General features: G+C 62.9%; 17 protein-coding genes. 14 read left to right on the top strand and 3 right to left on the bottom strand.

What is annotated here, in order from left to right; translation table 11 throughout:
• Positions 1 to 253 precede the first annotated feature (253 nt).
• A complete protein-coding gene (locus CWR53_RS09570) occupies positions 254 to 1168 on the bottom strand; it encodes a LysR family transcriptional regulator (protein WP_058605121.1) in 915 nt (304 codons plus the stop codon).
• 204 nt (positions 1169 to 1372) lie between these two features.
• On the opposite strand from CWR53_RS09570, the gene CWR53_RS09575 reads away from it, so the two are divergent.
• The 14 genes from CWR53_RS09575 (at position 1373) to ureG (ending at position 16747) form a co-directional block, all read left to right on the top strand.
• The gene (locus CWR53_RS09575) at positions 1373 to 2395 is read left to right on the top strand and encodes a zinc-dependent alcohol dehydrogenase family protein (protein WP_058605122.1); all 1023 of its coding nucleotides are present in this window, start codon (positions 1373 to 1375) and stop codon (positions 2393 to 2395) included.
• Positions 2396 to 3009: 614 nt separating this feature from the next.
• Positions 3010 to 4389 (top strand): hypothetical protein, encoded by a 1380-nt coding sequence (locus CWR53_RS09580; RefSeq protein ID WP_100851357.1) that lies wholly within the window; start codon positions 3010 to 3012, stop codon positions 4387 to 4389.
• Entirely contained in the window at positions 4389 to 5717 is a 1329-nt protein-coding gene (locus tag CWR53_RS09585) for a GntR family transcriptional regulator (RefSeq protein ID WP_100851358.1), read from the top strand. The genes CWR53_RS09580 and CWR53_RS09585 overlap by 1 nt, the downstream gene beginning before the upstream one ends.
• 131 nt (positions 5718 to 5848) lie before the next feature.
• Positions 5849 to 7498 (top strand): VRR-NUC domain-containing protein, encoded by a 1650-nt coding sequence (locus CWR53_RS09590; protein WP_058605125.1) that lies wholly within the window; start codon positions 5849 to 5851, stop codon positions 7496 to 7498.
• Positions 7495 to 9756, top strand: a complete 2262-nt coding sequence (locus CWR53_RS09595) for an ATP-dependent DNA helicase (protein WP_100851359.1) — start codon at positions 7495 to 7497, stop codon at positions 9754 to 9756. The genes CWR53_RS09590 and CWR53_RS09595 overlap by 4 nt, the downstream gene beginning before the upstream one ends.
• Positions 9757 to 9999: 243 nt before the next feature.
• Positions 10000 to 10914, top strand: a complete 915-nt coding sequence (xerC, locus tag CWR53_RS09600) for a tyrosine recombinase XerC (protein WP_100851360.1) — start codon at positions 10000 to 10002, stop codon at positions 10912 to 10914.
• Between the two features lie 280 nt (positions 10915 to 11194).
• A complete protein-coding gene (locus tag CWR53_RS09605) occupies positions 11195 to 12028 on the top strand; it encodes an urease accessory protein UreD (RefSeq protein WP_100851361.1) in 834 nt (277 codons plus the stop codon).
• Between the two features lie 11 nt (positions 12029 to 12039).
• The gene (locus CWR53_RS09610) at positions 12040 to 12342 is read left to right on the top strand and encodes an urease subunit gamma (protein ID WP_003253929.1); all 303 of its coding nucleotides are present in this window, start codon (positions 12040 to 12042) and stop codon (positions 12340 to 12342) included.
• 19 nt (positions 12343 to 12361) lie between these two features.
• Entirely contained in the window at positions 12362 to 12679 is a 318-nt protein-coding gene (locus tag CWR53_RS09615) for an urease subunit beta (RefSeq protein WP_028687722.1), read from the top strand.
• On the top strand, positions 12676 to 14379 hold the full coding sequence (gene ureC, locus CWR53_RS09620) for an urease subunit alpha (RefSeq protein WP_058605129.1): 1704 nt from the start codon (positions 12676 to 12678) through the stop codon (positions 14377 to 14379). Before CWR53_RS09615 ends, ureC begins: the two co-directional genes overlap by 4 nt.
• Positions 14380 to 14389: 10 nt before the next feature.
• Positions 14390 to 14875 carry an urease accessory protein UreE gene (gene ureE, locus CWR53_RS09625; protein WP_100851362.1) on the top strand — a complete coding sequence of 162 codons (486 nt, stop codon included), beginning with the start codon at positions 14390 to 14392 and terminating at the stop codon, positions 14873 to 14875.
• Positions 14876 to 14892: 17 nt separating this feature from the next.
• Positions 14893 to 15438, top strand: a complete 546-nt coding sequence (locus tag CWR53_RS09630; RefSeq protein ID WP_058605131.1) for a HupE/UreJ family protein — start codon at positions 14893 to 14895, stop codon at positions 15436 to 15438.
• Positions 15438 to 16112, top strand: coding sequence for an urease accessory protein UreF (locus CWR53_RS09635; protein ID WP_100851363.1), 675 nt, complete (start codon positions 15438 to 15440; stop codon positions 16110 to 16112). Before CWR53_RS09630 ends, CWR53_RS09635 begins: the two co-directional genes overlap by 1 nt.
• Positions 16113 to 16123: 11 nt before the next feature.
• The gene (gene ureG, locus CWR53_RS09640; protein ID WP_100851364.1) at positions 16124 to 16747 is read left to right on the top strand and encodes an urease accessory protein UreG; all 624 of its coding nucleotides are present in this window, start codon (positions 16124 to 16126) and stop codon (positions 16745 to 16747) included.
• Positions 16748 to 16816: 69 nt separating this feature from the next.
• On the opposite strand, the gene CWR53_RS09645 is transcribed toward ureG, so the two are convergent.
• Positions 16817 to 19018, bottom strand: a complete 2202-nt coding sequence (locus CWR53_RS09645) for an LTA synthase family protein (RefSeq protein WP_100851365.1) — start codon at positions 19016 to 19018, stop codon at positions 16817 to 16819.
• 135 nt (positions 19019 to 19153) lie between these two features.
• Positions 19154 to 20434: a hypothetical protein gene (locus CWR53_RS09650; RefSeq protein WP_100851366.1), complete on the bottom strand. Its 1281-nt coding sequence runs from the start codon at positions 20432 to 20434 to the stop codon at positions 19154 to 19156.
• Positions 20435 to 20455 lie beyond the last annotated feature (21 nt).

The raw sequence follows: 20455 nt of genomic DNA on the forward strand, positions 1-20455 counted from the left end.
TCCAGCGTGGCGGGTGGTGAGCTCACTACGGCTCGGTCATTGAGACGGGGTAGGGTCGCGGGTTCATACCTCCCTCAGTCCACCCATCGCCATCTATAACCTGCTTAGCCTCAGACTGGGGGCATCCTTTTCAAACCATCCATAGCATGCCCTCAAATATGCTCCCCAATGTAGAAATCCACTGGAAGTAAATAGAGCTCCATGGTTTGTGGAAAGGCAGGAATGATCAGCCGAACAGCCTATCCGGCGGCGACTAGAGACTCTCAGGATCCCCAAAAAACATCTGTATCCTAGACCTCAACCACCGCTCCGCCGGATCGTTGTCCTGCGCCCCGCGCCAGGCCATGTGCAATTCAAAACTGCGCACCTCCAGCGGCAGCTCCTCAGCCCGCAACCCACCGGCCGCTGTCAGGGCATCGGCCGTGTAATCGGGCACGGTGGCCACAATGTCGGTGCCGGCCAGCAGGCTGCCCAGGCCATTGAACTGCGGCACGGCCAGGACCACGTGGCGCTTGCGTCCAAGCGCCTGCAGGGCTTCGTCGATGAAGCCCGACAGGTCCCCGGCGAACGACACCAGGGCATGGGGCCTTGCGCAAAAATCATCGAGGCTGATGCTGCCCGGTACGCTGTCGGCCCGCAGCAGCTTCGGCCGGCTGCGGCGCAGCACCTTGCGTTTGGCATTGGCGGGCAGTTCGCTGGTGTAGCTGACGCCGACCGAAATTTCACCGGAGGCCAGCAAGGTGGGCATCAACAGGTAATTGACGCGCCGTATCACCAGCACGATACCTGGCGCTTCGGCGCGTACGCGCTTGAGCAACTGGGGCAGCAGGCCGAATTCGGCATCGTCCGACAGGCCGATGCGAAACACCGCGTTGCTGGTGGCTGGATCGAACTCGGCCGCTCGGCTGACGGCCGTGGAAATCGAATCCAGCGCAGGCGAAAGCAGGGCGAAGATTTCGTTGGCGCGGGCCGAAGGCTCCATGCTGCGGCCGGTGCGCACGAAAAGCGGATCATCGAACAGGTTGCGCAGGCGCGACAGGGCGGCGCTGATGGCGGGCTGGCCGAGGAACAGCTTTTCAGCTGCACGGGTCACGCTTCGCTCGTGCATGAGCGTTTCGAACACGATCAGCAGGTTGAGGTCTACGCGACGCAAGTCGTTTCGATTCATCGGGGCGCTTCGCCAGAAAAGGAGCAGGGGTGAATATTAAGGCCAAAGGCTGGTAACCTGCACCCATCCAGGGGGCCAATTGCAGGGAAAATGCAGGGCCCAATCGATGACAGGCATGTCGACTATTAATGACCGCGGCTGGTCTGATGGGTAAAGCCCGGATAGAGTCAGTGGTAATTGATGTTTCACGAGGCGAGGTAGGCGATGTCCCGCATGATTCGGTTCCACAAGTTCGGCGCTGCGGATGTGCTCCGTTGCGAGGAGCAGGCCGAGCCGATGCCCGCCGCCGGTGAGGTGCAAATCCGCGTCGAGGCGATCGGTGTCAGCTGGTACGACGTGCTCTGGCGCCAGAACCTGGCGTCTTCCCGTGCACGGCTGCCAGCCGGTATAGGTCATGAAATGGCCGGTGTGGTGACGGCGGTGGGCGAGGCGGTCGACGACATCGTGGTCGGTGACAGGGTCGCGAGCTTCCCGGCCACCAGTGCCAACGATCACCCGGTGTACGGTGACGTCATCGTCTTGCCCCGTTCAGCCATCACCCGCTATCCCGAGGTGCTGACACCGATCGAAGCGAGCGTGCACTACACGCCGCTGCTGATCGCCTATTTTGCGTACGTCGATCTGGCCCGTGCAAAAAGTGGGCAGACGGCACTGGTCACTGATGCCAGTCATTGCGCGGGCCCGGCGTTCGTGCAGCTGGGCAAGGCGCTTGGGCTGACGGTGTTTGCCGCGACCAAGGATGGCGAGCAGCGTGACTATCTGCTCGGCCTGGGCGCTGACAAAGTGATCGTCACCGAGGAGCAGGACCTGGTGATGCAGGTAGGCAAGTACACCGAAGGTCGCGGTGTAGACATGGTGCTCGATGGCCTGGGTGGGCCACAGATGTCGTTGCTCGGTGATGTCTTGGCCCCGCGTGGCAGCCTGGTGCTGTATGGCCTGCAAGGCGGCAACCAGACCCCATTCCCGGCCTGTGCTGCATTCCAGAAGAACATTCAGTTCTACGTGCACTGTATTGGTAATTTCACAGGCAAGCCTGAATTGGGCATCAGCCAGGACCAGGTGGCCTTGCACAGGGCATTGCGCGACATCAACCAGTTCACGGCCGACAAGCTGCTCACGCCGCAGATCATCAAGGTGTATCCGTTCGAGCAAGTGGTCGACGCCCATCGGTACATGGACCAGTGCCCTTGCGGCGGGCGCGTGGTTCTGGACCTTACGCCAGCCTGACAAGCCGCTTGTAGATGGCTCGCTTTACTGGGTGGGCATCTACAGGTCGCTGCCGGCCACATCTGGCTTTACCCGCACATACTCCTCCCAACAGTCAGCCGTCGCCGGCGTGATCCCCGGCGACGGCTGACTGTTCCTGGCTGTTTACTCGCTTCGACCCGTGGCCGGGGGGCCTGTGCATGAATTTATAAAAGGATAAGTCCTACAATGGACGAAGACTGATACTACATAAAGTTTCAGTGTTCTAGAGTTGCAGAAATATTTCGCCTCTTATCTTTGATTGAAGTCTTGAAGTTTCAACGTCAAGCTGTCGTTTCATCACCGCTGACTACTTTTTTTCCCCTGATCTGTATCTTTAATTCTTCTGTTGCATATCGATAATGGCGCAATGACAGTTTACGCAAGGAGCGTGATATGAGCAGGGCTGAGCTGGCTGGGCAATGGCGTGAAGGTCCGGTGTGCCATGGGCATGCGGTGTGGGTTTCTGGTGTGTGTCGACAGTGAAGGTGAACTTCGTTGTGCGTGAACTGTAACGACCTTTCGGAGTACCCCGGGCCGGTGGATGCCAAGTGCTTGTGCATCGACTGGCCGCATGAAATGGACGAGGTAATATCGTGACGGCTATTCACGATCAGGCTATGCATCATATCTATCGGCAAGTGCTGGAGCGCTTGTTGAATCATATGTCCCAATCACAACGTGCGTCCTTGCAGTTGTTGATTCAGCGATTGCTAATAGCTGCCGGAGGTGCTGAATATATCGGGACATTCCGTGTATTGGTCCTGCATGGCAACGACCGCCGTAGTGCAAGGTTACTGGCCATGCTTCGGGCTGCGCAATTGAGCTTCGCCGCACGCGGGCCGGTCACCTTCCAGTTGCGCGTGTTGGTGATCAGTCAACCCGCTCCCGGTTTCAACACCCTGATAGCTCACGAGCGTGCGTTCAATGCCTTGTTCCTGCAGGATGATCCACGCGTTGAGTTGCTTATGGTCCAGGGCCGGGCAGTCAGACCTTTTTCGCGAGACTGGGTGCCCAGCAGAGACGACGCCCCTGCGGCCAGCACTGCCATGCTGCTGTTGGGGCATCTGGCAGGGACCAGGCCCGAGGGGTTGCTAGGCGCTTGGCTTTATCTGGACCTGGCAACCACCTTCAGTGAGGCCGTGCAGTACCAAACACCTGTCGACGTGATGATCACGGCAATACCGGCGCGAGAGCGGCATCGTTTTCTGGCCTGGTTCCGGCGCATCCTGCATCTTGCAGGCGAAAATGGCTTGCCCGAGGCGCAGCATTGCCTGGCTGCGTTAGCCGATGGGCTCAGTCAACTGTCACGCCGGCTGGAGGGTGTTGGCGGCCAGGAAACCAGGCAGGCAGGCCGGGAGGGGGAGCTACGTACACCACTGCGGGTCATGGCGATCGATGCGCTTTTGGCAGACTTGCTTGAAGGGCAAAAACTCGAATCGATGCTCGGCAATGCGTGTGCAGTGCCAGAGGATGCCTATCCATTAGGGGCGTTCGTGGAGCCTGAAACGTTGGCGCAGGTGCGCCAATTGCAGAGCCGCGCTCAGCAAACCCTGGGGTGCAGGCCCGCATTGTCGCTCAAAAGTCAGGTAGACAAACCGGGCCGGGGCCGCGCCGCGCAGGCGGGCGGCGTGCTGGGTTTGAGTCACGATCAGTTGATTTGCCTGCTGTTTGCACCTTTCGCTCGCAGGGGTGAGCATTTGGAGCGCTACCTCAAGTGCCGGCATACCGACATGCTGGTGGCATTGCCCTATTTGCACTACGCCTTACGCGGCGAGCCATGTCCACAGGCCGTGAAGGCTTGGCTCGTCAATGTCAGTGGCTTGCCTGTTGCACAGCTGCGGGCCGTGTATGAAACCAGCTTGCCTGCCTCGGCCATGCGCGTGTTGAGGCACCTGGCCAGGCGTGACATCAACCTGCGTCTGCTGTGTCAGGCGCCCTTGCCGGCGCAGGGCAGTGACGTGGAGTGGTCGTGATGCCGCAGGCCCCGCATCGCGAATTTGCCTACCGCAAGGTCTACCGGTACATCGAAGCACTCATCGATCAATCGCCGCCCGGCCAACGACAGCGTTTGCCCTCGCTGCGTGGCCTTGCTTCGAGGCTGCGGGTGTCGTTGGGCACTGTTCAGCACGCCTATAACCTGCTGGAGGAAGCCGGTCGTGTTCAGCGCCGGCCCAGATCGGGCTATTTCGTGCACAGTGCGTCGAGCAGCGAAGTGGCCATCGTGCCCCGGCAACCGCCGGTATTCGAGCCATCGCTGTTCGAGCTGAACTTGCACAACCATGAACGCCGGCTGGCGCGTCAGCGGCTGCGAGCCGTGGGCTGGGGCCAGGATCCGGGCAGCGTGAGATTGCGTCAGGCGCTTGCAGAGCGCTATACCCTTTCCAGCAGCCGTTACTGGTGCGCCAAGGATGTGCACGTGGCGCCGGACCTCACTGCGTTGCTCGATACGGTGTGGGCAGCGCTCGAACTCCGGCATGCGACAGTACTGGTTCATTCACCATGCTGCTGGCAGCTGCTGCAGGCGCTCGCCCGGACCGGGGTGCCCGTGCTGGAGGTGCCAGTGGATACTCGGGGTGTTCTGAATCTGTATGCGCTGACCTGTCTGTTGGAAAGCGAGCCAGTGGGGCTTGTGGTGTTGCCCTCATGTCTGAGCACGCCACAAGGGCGGTTGATGTCCTCGGCGGGCCAGCAGCAGTTGGGTCATCTGCTTTCACGCTATCGGGTATGGGTGCTGGAAAGCGACCTGGACAGCGAGCTCTGTCACGCAGGCCCCCCTGTCATACGCCAGCGAGACTGGGTGGATGTCAGGCAACTGTTGGTGGTGGGTGGGTTCGAGGCAGTGCTTGGGCCCGAGGCCCCGTATGCCTACGTACTCGGACCAACCGGCGCACTGGCCAGAGGCTTTGGCGAGCGGGCTTTCCGCTTGCCACCCTTACGCATGCAAGCGCTGGCCTGCATGTTGGACAAGGGGGAGGTGGATGCACAATGGGCCTGGCTTCGCCAGGCGCTGCAACGCCGTACCCGAACATTGGCACGCGTGCTCGCGTTACGCTTCGGGCCACAGTTGCAACTGCGTTTGCCCGACGGCGGCGGCTTGATCTGGGCAAGGTTGCGCCAGCCTGTGCATTGGGAGTCCATCAGCAAGGCGCTGGCAGGCACGTCGCTGCATGCCATGCCTGGCAAGCACTTCAGCTTGCAAAGCCGCTTTCAGCACCACCTGGCCCTGGGCTGGACCGGCGATGACCCGGTAGAGCTACAGATTGCCGTCGATCGACTGGCTCGGATCGCCGGGCATCCCTGATGACCTTACCAGCCTGCATCGGCCGTGCTGCCACGGTGCGAAGGTGCACGGCCCGACCCGCGGCACTTGTCACATGGGTCAATCTGTATGTATAACCAGTACCCCGTAAAGCTGCCGTCCGACCGATTTCCGTGATTGCCCATTCTGTCGAAGATCCCCTGTATTACCTGCATAACTTCCGCCAGGTCCTGTGCTGGGTGGGTCAGCGCTATGCAGACCTGCTCGATCTGAGCGAGCAGGCGTTCATCGCTGCGTTCGCCGAGTTGGACCCGCCTGCGCAAGCGATCATGGTGCGCATGGTCATGCGCAAGGGTGAGCTGTTTCGCGATGATCGCCTGCAGTATGCCGAAGTCGGTGATATCGGGCAGGCCCTGGCACCTCTGATCGGGCTCGGCTGGGTGTGCGAGCCCGAGTACTTGACCCTTGAGCAGTTGTTCACGCTCTTGCGCAAGGATGAACTGGCGCAGTGCTTTGCAGCGCAGCTCAGCCGGCCGCGTGCGGCCAAGCATGAGCTGCTGGCCGAGTTGCAAGCATTGGAACTGGCTCCGCGGTCGCTGCGCCAATGGTTCGCCGACAGTGAGCTGCGTATCGTGCAGTGGTGTCGACAGCCGGTCTGTGACCGAATTCGGCTGCTGTTTTTCGGCAATCTCTATCAAGACTGGTCGGACTTCGTGCTCGCCGACCTGGGGGTACTGCGCTTCGAGCAGGTAGCGTTCAGCGCTGACTCGCGGGCCTTGCACCAGCGCTCGGAGGTTGATCTGGCCCTGGCGCTGCACCAGTGCGCCGAGCGTCTTGAGGAGGGCGCCGATACCGCTTCGATCCTGGCGACACTGCAAGGCTTGCACAGTGGCAATGCATGGCTGGCCAGGCGCCGGGCGCGGTTGCTGTTCGCGCTGGGCCAGCAGTGCGAACGCAGGGGCGAGTGGGATCAGGCTATGACGGTATACGCCCAGTGCGCCCACCCCCAGGCGCGCATTCGTCAAGTACGCGTACTGGAGCGCACACAGTCCTGGGAGCAGGCCCATGCCTTGGCTCTGCAACTGGCAGCAGCGCCGGCCAATGCGCTCGAGGTACAGGCGCTGGAGCGCATGTTGCCGCGTCTGGCGCGCAAGCTCGGCGGGCCACCTCAGCGTCGCCAGCGCCTCAAGCCCGTCGAGTTGATCGAGCTGGAACTGCCCAGAGCCCACGCCGAGCTTGGCGTCGAGGAAGCGGTGCGACAGCATCTGGCTACGGCGGGTGGGGAGGTCCACTATGTGGAAAACACCCTGTTCAACAGCTTGTTCGGCCTGCTGTGCTGGGAGGCCGTGTTCGCCCCGGTCCCAGGAGCCTTCTTCAACCCGTTCCAGTCGGCGCCACAAGACCTGCACGACAGCGACTTCCAGCATCGGCGCAGCCAAGTGTTCGAGCGTTGCCTGAGCCGGCTGGACGACGGGACACATCGGCAGGCCATTCTGGACTGCTATGCCACCAAGCGCGGCCTGCAATCGCCTTTCGTATTCTGGGGCATGCTCAGTGAAACCCTGCTGGACCAAGCCTTGGGCTGCTTGCCGGGCGCCCATCTGAAGCAGTGCTTTTTGAGGCTGCTGCAGGACATTCGCAACAACCGCACCGGTATGCCGGACCTGATCCAGTTCTGGCCGGAGCAAGGCCGCTACCGCATGGTGGAGGTCAAGGGGCCAGGTGATCGCCTGCAGGACAACCAGCTGCGGTGGCTGGAATTCTGCCGCCTGCATGGCCTGCCGGTCGCGGTGTGTCATGTGCGCTGGAGCGAGGCGGCGTGAGCTACAGCGTAGCCGTACGGGCGTTGTGTGAGTTCAGCGCCAAGGTGGGTGACCTGGACCTGCGCTTCACGCCGTCGCCCACAGCCCAGGAAGGCATTGAAGGCCATCGGCGCGTGGTCGCCCGCCGGGGGGCGGGCTATGAGTCGGAAATCGCCCTTGAAGGGCAGTTTGAAACCCTGCGTGTTCGCGGACGCGCCGACGGCTATGACCCGGCCTGCAACCGCCTCGAAGAAATCAAGACCCACCGCGGTGACCTGGCCCGCCAGCCTGACAATCATCGCCAATTGCATTGGGCACAGGCAAAGGTGTATGGCTGGCTGCTGTGTCAGGCGCGTGGCCTGTCAGCCCTTGATGTGGCCCTGGTGTATCTGGACGTCGACAGTGACGGGCAGACGCTGATCACCCAGCACTGCACGGCGACTGATCTGCAGGCCTTCTTCGACGACCAGTGCCAACGGTTTCTGGCCTGGGCTCACCGTCAGCAACGACGCCTTGCGCAGCGCGACCAAGGGCTACTGGCGCTGCGCTTTCCCTATCCGCAGTTTCGACAAGGGCAGCGGCAGCTGTCTGAGACCCTGTACAAGGCCGTGAGCACTGGCCGCTGCCTGATGGCCCAGGCCAGTACCGGCATCGGCAAGACGCTTGGCACGCTGTTTCCCCTGCTCAAGGCCATGGTGCCGCAGCAGTTGGACAAGCTGTTCTTCCTGACAGCCAAGACACCGGGGCGCGCGCTGGCCCTGGATGCCCTTCGCCAACTGACCGATACCCAGGCCCAGCCCGGCTTGCGCACGCTGGAGCTGATCGCCCGCGACAAGGCCTGCGAACACCCGGACAAGGCCTGCCACGGGGAGTCATGCCCGCTGGCGGCGGGCTTCTACGACAGGCTGCCTGCTGCACGCGAAGCCGCCGCTGGCCAGCCCATGCTCGACCGCAGCAGCCTGCGCGCAGTGGCGTTGGCCCATCAGGTATGCCCTTATTACCTGGGGCAGGAAATGGCGCGCTGGGTCGATGTGCTGATTGCCGACTACAACTACTACTTCGATGCCCACGCCTTGCTCTTCGGCCTGGCCCAGGCCAACCAATGGCGTACTGCCGTTTTGGTGGATGAAGCCCACAACCTGGTCGAGCGCGGCCGCAGCATGTACAGCGCCAGTCTCGATCAGGGCCAGCTGCAGGCATTACGTCAACGTAAGCCGGCCGGGCTGACCACGGCGCTGGACCGTTTGAACCGGCAGTGGAATGCGCTGCACAAGGAACAGCGCGCGCCGTACCAGGCCAGTGACGCGTTGCCCCAAGCGCTGCTACGCGCGCTCCAGCAGTGCACCAGCCTGATCCAGGAGCAGATGAACCAATCCCCGGCGCATACTGATCCGCACCTGCTGCAGTTTTTCTTCAACGCGTTGCAGTTCAACCGGGTGGCTGAACTGTTCGACGAGCATTTTCTTTTCGACATCAGCGTGCGCAACGGCCCACGCAATAAGCGCTATTCCACCCTATGCCTGCGTAACGTCAACCCGGCGCGGCTGCTCTCGCCCCGTATGCAGGCGGCCCGCAGCGTGACCTTGTTTTCAGCCACCCTGAGCCCCCGGCGCTTCTACCACGACCTGCTGGGCATGCCGGCGGACACCGCCTGGCTCGAGGTAGCCGCGCCGTTTCGCGCCGAGCAGCTGGAAGTGCGCATCGCAAGTCAGGTTTCCACGCGTTATCAGCAGCGCAGCGCCTCGTTGGCGCCGATCGTCGAGCTGATTGCGCAGCAATACCAGCGCCTTCCGGGTAACTACCTTGCCTTCTTCAGCAGCTTCGAATATCTGCAGCAGGTGGCCGAGCTGCTGGCGCGCCAGCACGGGCAAATCCCCCTCTGGTCGCAAGCCCCAGGGATGGACGAGGGCGAGCGTCAAGCGTTTCTCGACCGTTTCGTCGAGGGCGGCCGCGGCGTAGGGTTTGCGGTGTTGGGCGGGGCCTTCGGTGAAGGGGTCGATCTGCCGGGGACGCGCTTGATCGGCGCGTTCGTGGCCACCTTGGGCCTGCCCCAGGTCAACCCGATCAACGAGCAGTTCAAGCAGCGGCTTGGTCGCCAGTTCGGCGCTGGGTTCGACTATGCCTACCTGTATCCAGGTGTGCGCAAAGTCATCCAGGCAGCAGGCAGGGTCATCCGGGGCGACCAGGACCGCGGGGTACTGGTACTTATCGACGAGCGCTTTGCCGAACCCCGTGTTCAGCAGATGTTTCCAGGCTGGTGGCCGCCAGCGATTGCTTGACACTGCAGCGCGGGCCCTTTGCCGCTACTGATGAAAAGGCAGCTTTAAGGCCCTGCGTTCGTTCTGGTGGGCCCTTTGCGGTAAGATCAGCGGCCACACCGTTCCACAATCCGTTGTATTTGAGGGCGGTTGAGCGTGTCAGGTTCGCAGTGGCTTGGCCCGTGCGCTGTCTCCAAGGCCTGAGAATGGGTAGCTTGCACTCATCGTCCGCCTGCGCTGCAACACGGCTACAGGATTTATGTTTTGTCCGAACTTCCGAAAAACCCGCTCTTGCAGTACATGGACCGGCTGGCGCCCTCCAGCCAGCAGACCATGCGCTATATCCTCCAGGACGCTGCCGACCGGCTAGGGTTCGTGGACTGCAACCTGGTCGATGTGCCGTGGCATCAGCTCGAGCCTGGTCATGTGATAGGGCTGGTCGCCGCGCTGCGCAGCGATGGTTTTGCGCCCAACAGCTCGTCGCTGTACGTCAACGCCATCCGCGGCGTGATGAACGAGGCCTGGCGACAGGGCCTGATCGACCACGAGCACCTGCTGCGCATGCGTGAGGTCAAACCTGCCACTGGCTCGCGACTACCGCCTGGGCGCAACCTGCGGCGCAGCCTGATTCGGGAACTGATGGACGTCTGCGCCGCCGACCCGCGTCCGCAGGGCGTTCGTGATGCGGCCATCATCGCCTTGTTGTACGGCACCGGCATGCGCAAGTCGGAAGCGGTGGACATCGACCTGGACCAGGTGGATTTCGAGGCGCGCAGTTTGCAGGTGGTGGGCAAGGGCAATCACCAGTTGATCAAGTACGCACCGCCCTGGGCCTTCGAAAAACTGCAGGCCTGGCTTGACCTGCGGCGCGCTGGCTTGCCTGCCGGCGCTGAGGACGATCCGTTCCTGTTCAACCGAATTCGGCGGGGCAACCACATCACCCGGGCTCGCATCACCAAGCATGCGATCTACTACATTGCCCGCCAACGCGGTGCGCAGGTCGGTGTGAAGATCATGCCGCACGATTTTCGTCGCGCCTTCATCACGCGGGTCATCGAAGAGCATGACCTGTCCATCGCTCAGAAGTTGGCGCACCACGCCAACATCCAGACCACGGCCATCTATGACCGGCGCGATGACAACGAACGTCGGCGTGCCGTGGACCGTTTCGACTACTGAACACGCCTACCCCTTGTCGCAAGATAGCCCACTCCATGCCTAGGCCCACGAGCACCTCAATGGCGCTCGTGCATGCCCTTGGCTAGTGCGCGCACCAACCAGCTGCCCAATGCGGGCGCAGCGCTCTGATTCAAGCATCTACCGCTGAGCTGCCGAATTGGCCCATTCCCTGCTATGTCCACCTGGAGAATTTGATCGAGTGGTCAGGCAGGAAAGCGTAGTCGTCCCCGCCCGGTCCCCTCGCAACGGCCATCAGGCCACGCACTACAAGGGCTGCAGGATGATGCTCGCAGAGCCGCTTAAAGCATTGGACGACCCGACCGGGTGGAGCGCTTGTCTGCAATTGCGTTTTGTCGTACGCGAGGATGTGACCCGCCTTGGTGCGCGCCGGCATTTCGGACCTCTTTTGGTGCAGCGGCCATTCTATCCGGAAGGCGCGCCATGCCACGTCTATGTCCTGCACCCGCCAGGCGGCATCGTCGCCGGTGACCGGCTAGAGTTGGACATCAGCCTGGAGCCCGGTAGTCACGCGCTGCTTACCATGCCGGGGGCGAGCAAGTTCTACCGCAGCGTGGGCCCGACGGCGCGCCTGACCCAGCGCTTTCACCTGGCAGCGGGCAGCACACTGGAGTGGCTGCCTCAGGACAGCATCTTTTTCAATGGTGCCAAGGCAACGCTCGAGAGCCGCTTCACCCTCGAAGCCGGCGCTCGACTACTGGCCTGGGAAACCTTGTGCCTGGGTAGGCCGGTCATGCAAGAGCGCTTCGAGCAAGGCGCGCTCGACAGCCTGCTGAGCATCGAGCTTGCAGGCCAAATCGGCCTGCACGAACGCTTGCGGGTGCGCGGTGGACGTCTGGAGAAGCTCGGTGGTCATCCGTTGCTGGCAACGTTCTGCGCTGCGCCCGCCAATCAAGACACGCTTGAGGCCATACGCCCGCATCTGGACGCGCTGGGTATCCCGGCAGGCGCGACGCTGCTCGGCTCGCTGCTGGTGATCCGCCTGCTCGATCACGACAACCAACACCTGCAACACACCCTGCAACGCCTTTGGCAGGTGCTGCGTCCGGCCATCCTGGGGTTGTCCGCCTGCCCGCCACGAATCTGGGCCACCTGAAGAGAGTACCGATGGAGCTGACCCCTAGAGAGAAAGACAAACTGTTGCTGTTCACCGCCGCATTGCTGGCCGAACGGCGCCTGGCCCGTGGCCTTAAGCTCAACTACCCCGAGGCGGTGGCGCTGATCAGCGCGGCGGTGCTCGAAGGGGCACGTGACGGGCGTACGGTCGCCGAGCTGATGAGCCTTGGCCGTGAAGTACTGACCCGCGAGCAGGTTATGCCCGGCATCGCCGAGATGCTGCACGACGTGCAGGTAGAAGCAACGTTTCCCGATGGCACCAAGCTTGTGACGGTGCATGACCCCATTGTCTGAAACCCCACCGGAGCCCCTGATGATTCCAGGTGAAATCCAGGTCGCCCTTGGCGACATCGAGCTCAACAGCGGCCGTGCCACCGTCAGCGTGAGCGTTGCCAACCACGGCGACCGCCCCGTGCAGGTCGGGTCGCATTACCATTTCTACGAGGTCAACGCGGCCCTGGTCTTCGAGCGTGGCCCCACCCGCGGGTTTCGCCTGGACATCCCGGCAGGTACCGCCGTGCGTTTCGAACCAGGCCAGGCCCGTACCGTGCAGTTGGTCGCCTATGCCGGCAAGCGCGAGGTGTATGGGTTTCAGGGCAAGGTCATGGGGCCTTTGGAGCGTGAAGCATGAGCCGACTGTCTCGCCAGGCCTATGCCGACATGTTCGGGCCCACGGTAGGGGACCGGGTACGCCTGGCCGACACCGAGCTGTGGGTGGCCGTCGAAAAGGATTACACCCTGTACGGTGAAGAGGTGAAGTTCGGCGGCGGCAAGGTCATCCGTGACGGCATGGGCCAAGGGCAGATGCTGGCCGCCGAGGCCATGGACCTGGTCTTTACCAATGCGCTGATCATCGACCACTGGGGCATCGTCAAAGCTGACATTGGCATCAAGCATGGCCGCATCGCCGGCATTGGCAAGGCCGGCAACCCTGACGTCCAGCCAGGCGTCACCTTGCCGATCGGCCCTGGCACCGAGGTGATTGCGGCCGAAGGCAAGATCGTCACAGCCGGCGGCATCGATTCGCACATCCATTTCATCTGCCCCCAACAGGTGGATGAAGCCCTCAATAGCGGCGTGACGACCTTCATTGGCGGTGGTACCGGGCCCGCCACCGGCACCAATGCCACCACCTGCACCCCAGGCCCCTGGTACTTGGCGCGCATGCTCCAGGCAGCCGACAGCTTGCCCATCAACATAGGGCTGCTGGGCAAAGGCAATGCATCGCGACCCGAGGCACTGCACGAGCAGATCGCCGCCGGCGCCGTGGGGCTGAAGCTGCACGAGGATTGGGGCTCGACCCCAGCGGCCATCGACTGTTGCCTGGGGGTGGCCGAGGAGATGGACATCCAGGTGGCCATCCATACCGACACGCTCAATGAGTCCGGCTGCATCGAAGACACCCTGGCCGCCATTGGCGAGCGCACCATCCATACCTTCCACACCGAAGGGGCTGGCGGGGGCCATGCGCCGGACATCATTCGGGCAGCGGGGCAGGCCAATGTACTGCCGTCCTCGACCAACCCCACGTTGCCTTACACGGTCAATACCGTGGATGAGCATCTGGACATGCTGATGGTCTGCCACCACCTGGACCCGAGCATTGCCGAAGACGTCGCCTTCGCCGAGTCGCGCATCCGGCGCGAGACCATCGCGGCCGAGGATATCCTGCACGACATGGGCGCCTTCGCCATGACATCTTCCGATTCCCAGGCCATGGGCCGGGTCGGAGAAGTCGTGCTGCGCACCTGGCAGGTGGCGCACCAGATGAAAAAGCGGCGCGGGCCCCTGGCGCCCGACACGGCGTATAGCGATAACTTCCGGGTCAAGCGCTACATCGCCAAATACACCATCAACCCTGCGGTCACCCACGGCATCGCCCATGAGGTCGGCTCGGTCGAGCCGGGCAAACTGGCGGACCTGGTGTTGTGGTCTCCGGCGTTCTTCGCGGTCAAGCCGGCGTTGGTGATCAAGGGCGGAATGATCGTCACTGCGCCGATGGGCGACGTCAACGGCTCGATTCCAACGCCGCAACCGGTGCACTACCGACCGATGTTCGGCGCCCTGGGCGCGGCCCGCCATGCCACCCGCATGACCTTCCTGCCACAAGCCGCAATCGACGATGGCCTGCACCAGGCGTTGAACCTGCGCAGCCTGATCGGGGTGGCCCACGGCTGCCGACGGGTGCGCAAGGCCGACATGATCCACAACACCCTGCAACCGGTGATCGAAGTCGATGCCCAGACCTATCAGGTCAGGGCCGACGGTGAACTGCTGGTGTGCGAACCGGCCACCGAGCTGCCGCTGGCGCAGCGCTATTTCCTGTTCTGAAGGAGCCCTGATGTTAGTTCTGACCCGTCGTATCACCGACCCCGGCACCCATGCCGTAACCGGCACTGTCACCCTGGATGTGGACAGCCGCATCAAGAGCCGTTTGCGGGTAACCCTTGACGATGGCCGCGAAGCGGGCCTGATGCTCGAACGGGGGCACTTGCTGCGCGGCGGAGAACTGCTGACGGATGCCACCGGCAGCCAGTTGATCCGGGTGCAGGCCGCGCCCGAAGCAGTCTCGACCGTGCGGTGTGCAGACCCGCACCTGCTGGCACGCGCCGCCTACCACCTGGGGAATCGACACGTACCTCTGCAGATCGAGCCTGGCCTGCTGCGCTTTCAGCATGACCATGTGCTCGATGACATGCTGCGTGGCCTGGGCCTGACCGTGGAGGCCGAACAAGCGCCTTTCGAGCCGGAGGCCGGTGCCTACCAGAGCACACCCCATACCCATGGCCACGGTCACCCCTTCGTGCGCCTGCCTGCTCATTCCTGACCCTACTGGAGCTACCTATGAAAAAGACGTTCGCGTTGTTGTTGCTGATGCTGGCGTTGCCCGCTTTCGCTCACCCTGGTCACGATACCCACCCGCTACAGGACGGGCTGTTGCACCCGTTGACCGGGCTGGATCACTTGTTGATGCTGCTGGGCACTGGCGTGTTGGCGGCGCTCACTGGCCGCACGTTGCTGCTGCCTTTGGCGACATTGGCGACGATGTTCGCCGGTGCTGTAGGGGGGCACTTGTTCGGCAATGTGCTGGGCATGGAAACCCTGATTGCAGGCTCGCTGGTGGTGGCCGGTGCGGCCATGCTGCTGCCAGCACGGCAACTGCTGCTGGCGCTGGCCATGCCGGTGTTTGCGCTGTTCCATGGCTGGGCGCATGGAGTAGAGGCGACGCCCAGCGCGTTCTGGCAATTCAGCGCAGGCTTCGTTGCAGTGAGCGGCCTGTTACTGGCCTGTGGCTACGCAGCAGGCTTGCTGCTGCGCCGCCATGCACGGCTGCAGAAAGCGTTCGGCGGTGGGCTGCTGGCCGGCGCAGCACTGGTGCTGGCCGGTTGATGAGCACCGATCTGGCGTTGCTGCGGTTGCTGCAGCTGGCAAGCCCCGGCTTGCCAGTCGGGGGCTTCACCTATTCGCAAGGCCTGGAATGGGCAGTCGAGGCAGGGTGGGTCAAGGACACAGATGGTTTTGCCGCCTGGCAGCGCGAACAGATCCAGGACACCTTGGCGTACCTGGACTGGCCCGTGCTTGTCCGCCTGTACAACGCCTGCCTGGCCAGCAATGCCCAGGCCTACGCCCATTGGTGCCAGTTCTTGCTGGCCAATCGCGAAACGGCAGAGCTGCGCCTGGAAGAGCAACAGCGTGGGGCCGCCCTGGCGCGACTGCTCGACGGTTGGCAGCTGGCACAGGTCCCGGCTTGGCGTGACAGCCTGGGGCTCACCCAGCTGGGTGGCATGGCCTGGCTGGCCGTGCATTGGGCGATCCCCTTGCGGCAACTGGCCATGGGCTACGGTTTCGCCTGGCTTGAAGGGGCGGTGATGGCCGGTGTCAAGCTGGTGCCGTTCGGCCAACAGGCTGCCCAGACCCTGCTGCATGCGCTGAGCAATGACTTGCCCGAGGCATTCGACCACGCCCTGACCCTTGGCGACGACCAGCTTGGCGGCGGCTTGCCACTGCTGGCCATCGCTTCATCGCGTCATGAAACCCAATACACCCGTTTGTTCCGTTCTTGAGGACTGCCTGAATGCAAAGCTATCAACAACCCCTGCGTGTCGGTGTGGGTGGCCCCGTGGGCTCCGGCAAGACCGCATTGCTCGAAGCGCTGTGCAAGGCCATGCGCGACCATTACCAGATCGCGGTGGTGACCAATGACATCTATACCAAGGAAGACCAGCGCATCCTGACCGAAGCCGGTGCACTTGAGCCTGAGCGCATCGTAGGCGTCGAAACCGGCGGCTGCCCGCACACGGCCATCCGTGAAGATGCGTCGATGAACCTCGCAGCCGTCGAGGAGCTGGCACGCAAGTTTGGCAACCTTGAAGTCATCTTTGTCGAAAGTGGCGGCGATAACCTGAGTGCGACGTTCAGCCCCGAGCTGGCCGACCTCACTATCTACGTGATCGACGTAGCCGAAGGCGAGAAGATTCCGCGCAAGGGTGGACCCGGCATCACCAAGTCCGATTTCCTGGTCATCAACAAGACCGACCTGGCACCGTACGTTGGGGCTTCACTCCAAGTAATGGAGCGTGACACCCAACGGATGCGGCCCGAGCGGCCCTGGACGTTCAGCAATCTGAAAAAGGGGGAGGGGTTGCAGGCGGTGATCGACTTCATCATCGAGCGGGGCATGCTGGGCGTGCGAACCTGACACCCGCTTGATGGGCAATACCCAGCCAGGCGGGCATGCCAGGCTGGGTAGACGCGACCCGGCAGCGCATCAGCCTGAGTGCGCGACGTGCTCCGGCGTCAGTTCATCCTGGAAATCCTCCTCGCCAGGCAATGCGGTGATCACGCTGAAGTCACTCACCTCGACCTGCCCACCGCCATAGCCCAGCAGGTGGAAGGAGAAGGCCTTGCGCTCCACCGGGTTGTCGAAACCGAACTCCATCTCCAGCGGCTCGTCAGCGGTGACCCTGACTTCCTTGGGCAAGCCTAGCGGCACATCCTGCTCCAGTTGCTTGGCCTTGAGCTGGATATAGGCGGCGTGCCTGGCGTCCAGCGCACGCACCTTGACCCTTACCCGCGTGCGCGAGCCCTCGGGCATTTCCAGGTACTGCGCACCGATCAGGTTATCGGCCCAATCGTCATGGATGCGCTTGCGCAACTGGATGGGTGAAGGCCCGCCAAATTGATAGCGCAGGTTGAGGGGGCTTTGCATCAGCGACTGGTCCAGTACGCCGGCCAATGCACCCATCTGCTGGCCCAGTGCGCTGTCGCCCTGGTCCAGGTAGCGGGCCTGATCGGCAATGAAACCTTCGCTGGCGTAACGGCGACAGCGCTGCTGGAAATCGCACTCGGTAAACACGCCCTTGCCGTTGTGGTAGCGGAGCATGCCATTGGTGAACGAGATCATTTCACGACCGGTGTCGTAGTCTCGGTACATCGACCGCCCGCCAAGGGCCAGCGGGATGGGCAGCGCGAAATAGTCCAGCAGCGAAGTGGCCAGGTCGACATGCCCGTAGGTGCCGCCCTTGAGGTGAGGTAACTGGGCCTGATCGGGTGCGAGGGTCAGGTTGAAGCCCCAGGAAGAGGCCAGACGCACCCCATCAATGCCGTGGGATTCATCCGAGGTGATAACCACCAAGGTGTCCTTGAGCACGCCCCGGCGCTCCAGGTTATCCAGGAAGGCCCCCAGGGCATCGTCCAGATAGGCCACGGCGGCCTGCTTGGGCGTGTCGAAGCGCGCCAGGTAATCGGCAGGGGCGGAGTAGGGCTGGTGGGTGCCGACGGTGAGCAGGGTGAGCATCCACGGTTTGTCTTGCTTGCGCAGTTGCCCGACGTAATTCAGTGCGCCCTCGAAAAAGGCTCGGTCATCCTTGCCCCACGGGAAGTCCAGGTAATTGCGGTTGGCGAACCACTCCACGCCATGTACCGAATCAAAACCTATGTGGGGCATGATGCGGTCCTTGGCCATGAAACGCAGCCCAGCGCCCTGCAGGTAATGGGTGGTAAAACCAGCCTGGCGCAACTGCGCCGGCAGGCAGGCCTGGTTGCGCTCGGCCTGGGTCAGCAACTCCACGCCCTTGGGCGTACCGTTGGCCAGCTTGTCGTAGTCGCCACAGAGCATTGCATACAAGCCGCGTATGGTCTGATGGCTGTGCAGGACATAGTCCGGGGTGTTCATGCCCCGCGCTGCCCATTGGCTCAGGCGCGGCATCAGGTCTTCGTCGAAGCGGCTGTGCAGCGCCTCGCGATTGGGGCGCAGGTAGGCACCCGGTATGCCCTCGAGCGTGATGACCAGCAGGTTGCGCGCGCTGCCCGGGCCATTGAGCAGGCGTTGGCCGTTGAGGTCCGACTGGGTGAGGCCGGCGCTCGGCAGGGGGGTGAACGGCGTCGCCTGGCCGCTCCAGCGTTGCACCTGGCGCTGTACATCGCCCACCGCCGCAGAGACGAGCTGATGGCCCAGGTTGTATTGGCGCCACTGCTCGGCATCGGAGGGTGCCAGGTGTTGGCTGGCCCAATGCACGCCGAACAACGCCAGGACCGCCATCCATGCCTTGCGTGGCAGCGATCGGCCAGGCTGTGTACGCGTCTTCCACGCCCAGGCCAGCCAGGCCAGCAGCCCGGCACCCAAGGACCAAGGCAGCCAGGCGTGGGCCAGACCGCCCCCGGTGGAGTTCTCCATGAACTGCGGGTCGACCAGATAGGCGAGGTCTGCGCTGGTGGGCAACCGTCCCACCGCGCTGACCAGTTCGGCCGAGGCGACCCAGAGGAGGGCCCACGCCAACAGCACCGGCAGCGCCAGCCACCAAGGCCGGCGGTGCAAAAGCAGCACCAGTGCGCCGCCCAAGGCCAGGTCGGAGAGATAGCCAAGCGGGTTGGACCAGCCCAACACGGCACGTGCGCCCAGAGGTAGCACCAGCACCAACACGGCCAAGGCGGCGAGCCGCTGGTGTGAGGGGTCTGAAAGGCTCTTCACAAAAAACTTTCCTTTGCCATTAAATCGTCATCAAACTGTGGCTGATGATAACAGGCCGAGGCCGGGCAAGGCGGGCGTGCAAAGCGCGGGCACACAAAAGGAGGGCCCGCGTAAGCGGGCCCGGTGCGTCGTTCATCAGAAGTAGTAAGGGAATTTGAGGCTGAACGAGAAATCGGGCGCATCATTGGTCAGCCCAATGGACAGGTTGGGCACGATCGTGAGGTTGTTGGTCGCCGCAAACGTCATGCCGACGTTGAAGTTGGCCGCGTTGTAGTCACTGTTGGAGACCGATTGCCAGTCACCACCGTCGGGCTTGATCTTGCTCTTGCGTCCGAACTGGTCGGAGACCGAGAACGACATGCTCATCTTCTCGTTCAGCGCGAAGGCAATACCCGCACCGATCTGCCACGAGTCGCCCAGCTTCACGTCACCTGGGACCTTGCTGTTGACCTGCGGGCTGATGTCGCTGAAGGAGTCTTGCAGGTTGTAGGTGTAGGACAAGCTGCCGAACAGCACGGCCGGATCGAACGTCTTGACCAGCGAGATACCCGGCGTGATGGACCAGACCCCATTGCCGGTCGGCAGGCTCTCGGGCACGGAAAGGTTGTCGTTGCCCGCCACTTCGCGCAGCTTGATCCCATAGGGGTCCTTGCCGGTCGGCGCCTTGACCCGCAGGGTGGCCACGGCGTCCGGCCAGGTCTCGGATTCGTCCAGGAACTTGTAGGCGACACCTACGTTGATATCGCCGATTTCCGGGTCCCGCGTGACCGTGGCGTCCGAGGTGCTCGGCCCGGCACCGCCGGCGCCGCCAGACGAATAGGTGGACTCGCGGTAGATGACCGGGACGTTGATGTCGAACTGCCAGCGCTGGTCCAGGTTGTAGCGTGCCGTCAGGTCCAAGGTCCAGTTGTCGGCCTTGATCCGGTCCAGGTTGATATTGCCCAGGAAGATCGAATCCAGCGCCAGGAAGCCGTTGAGGGTCAGGGCGCGGGTGTCGTAGTGAGTGTAGGTCAAGCCGGTTTCGAGGCTGAACTTGCCACCCCCGAAGAACCCGCTGGCCTCGTCGTACAGGTTGGAGACGCTTTGCGCAGGCTCGGAGTCTGCGGCCAGCGCCTGTCCATACGAACTGCCGGTGGTCCCAGGCGCCCCGGCAGCGACGGTCTGGGCCCCTTTGACCCGTTCGCTGGGCGATCGCACCAGGCGTTTTGGCGGGGGCGCGGCCGGGGTTTCTTCGACCTGGCGAACCCGCTGCTCCAGCACCATCAGCGCCTGCTGCTGGGCTTCATAGCGGCGCTTGAGTTCGGTCAGTTCCTGTTTGAGTGCTTCTACTTGCGGATCTACAGCGGCGTACAGCGATGTGGCGGGTGCCAAGGTTGTCAAACACACAACCGCTTTGAGTGCTAACGATCGTTGCATGAAGATGCCGTCCCTTCCGAC

The organism is Pseudomonas sp. SGAir0191, from assembly GCF_002812565.2.
GTDB classification, from domain to species: Bacteria; Pseudomonadota; Gammaproteobacteria; order Pseudomonadales; family Pseudomonadaceae; genus Aquipseudomonas; species Aquipseudomonas parafulva_B.

Bases quoted from the DNA above. Each gene is read 5' to 3' on its own strand.
- CWR53_RS09570 (WP_058605121.1), bottom strand. From the start codon at position 1,168: ATGAATCGAAACGACTTGCGTCGCGTAGACCTCAACCTGCTGATCGTG.
- CWR53_RS09575 (WP_058605122.1), top strand. From the start codon at position 1,373: ATGTCCCGCATGATTCGGTTCCACAAGTTCGGCGCTGCGGATGTGCTC.
- CWR53_RS09585 (WP_100851358.1), top strand. From the start codon at position 4,389: ATGCCGCAGGCCCCGCATCGCGAATTTGCCTACCGCAAGGTCTACCGG.
- CWR53_RS09605 (WP_100851361.1), top strand. From the start codon at position 11,195: ATGATGCTCGCAGAGCCGCTTAAAGCATTGGACGACCCGACCGGGTGG.
- CWR53_RS09610 (WP_003253929.1), top strand. From the start codon at position 12,040: ATGGAGCTGACCCCTAGAGAGAAAGACAAACTGTTGCTGTTCACCGCC.
- CWR53_RS09615 (WP_028687722.1), top strand. From the start codon at position 12,362: ATGATTCCAGGTGAAATCCAGGTCGCCCTTGGCGACATCGAGCTCAAC.
- ureC (WP_058605129.1), top strand. From the start codon at position 12,676: ATGAGCCGACTGTCTCGCCAGGCCTATGCCGACATGTTCGGGCCCACG.
- ureE (WP_100851362.1), top strand. From the start codon at position 14,390: ATGTTAGTTCTGACCCGTCGTATCACCGACCCCGGCACCCATGCCGTA.
- CWR53_RS09630 (WP_058605131.1), top strand. From the start codon at position 14,893: ATGAAAAAGACGTTCGCGTTGTTGTTGCTGATGCTGGCGTTGCCCGCT.
- CWR53_RS09635 (WP_100851363.1), top strand. From the start codon at position 15,438: ATGAGCACCGATCTGGCGTTGCTGCGGTTGCTGCAGCTGGCAAGCCCC.
- ureG (WP_100851364.1), top strand. From the start codon at position 16,124: ATGCAAAGCTATCAACAACCCCTGCGTGTCGGTGTGGGTGGCCCCGTG.
- CWR53_RS09650 (WP_100851366.1), bottom strand. From the start codon at position 20,434: ATGCAACGATCGTTAGCACTCAAAGCGGTTGTGTGTTTGACAACCTTG.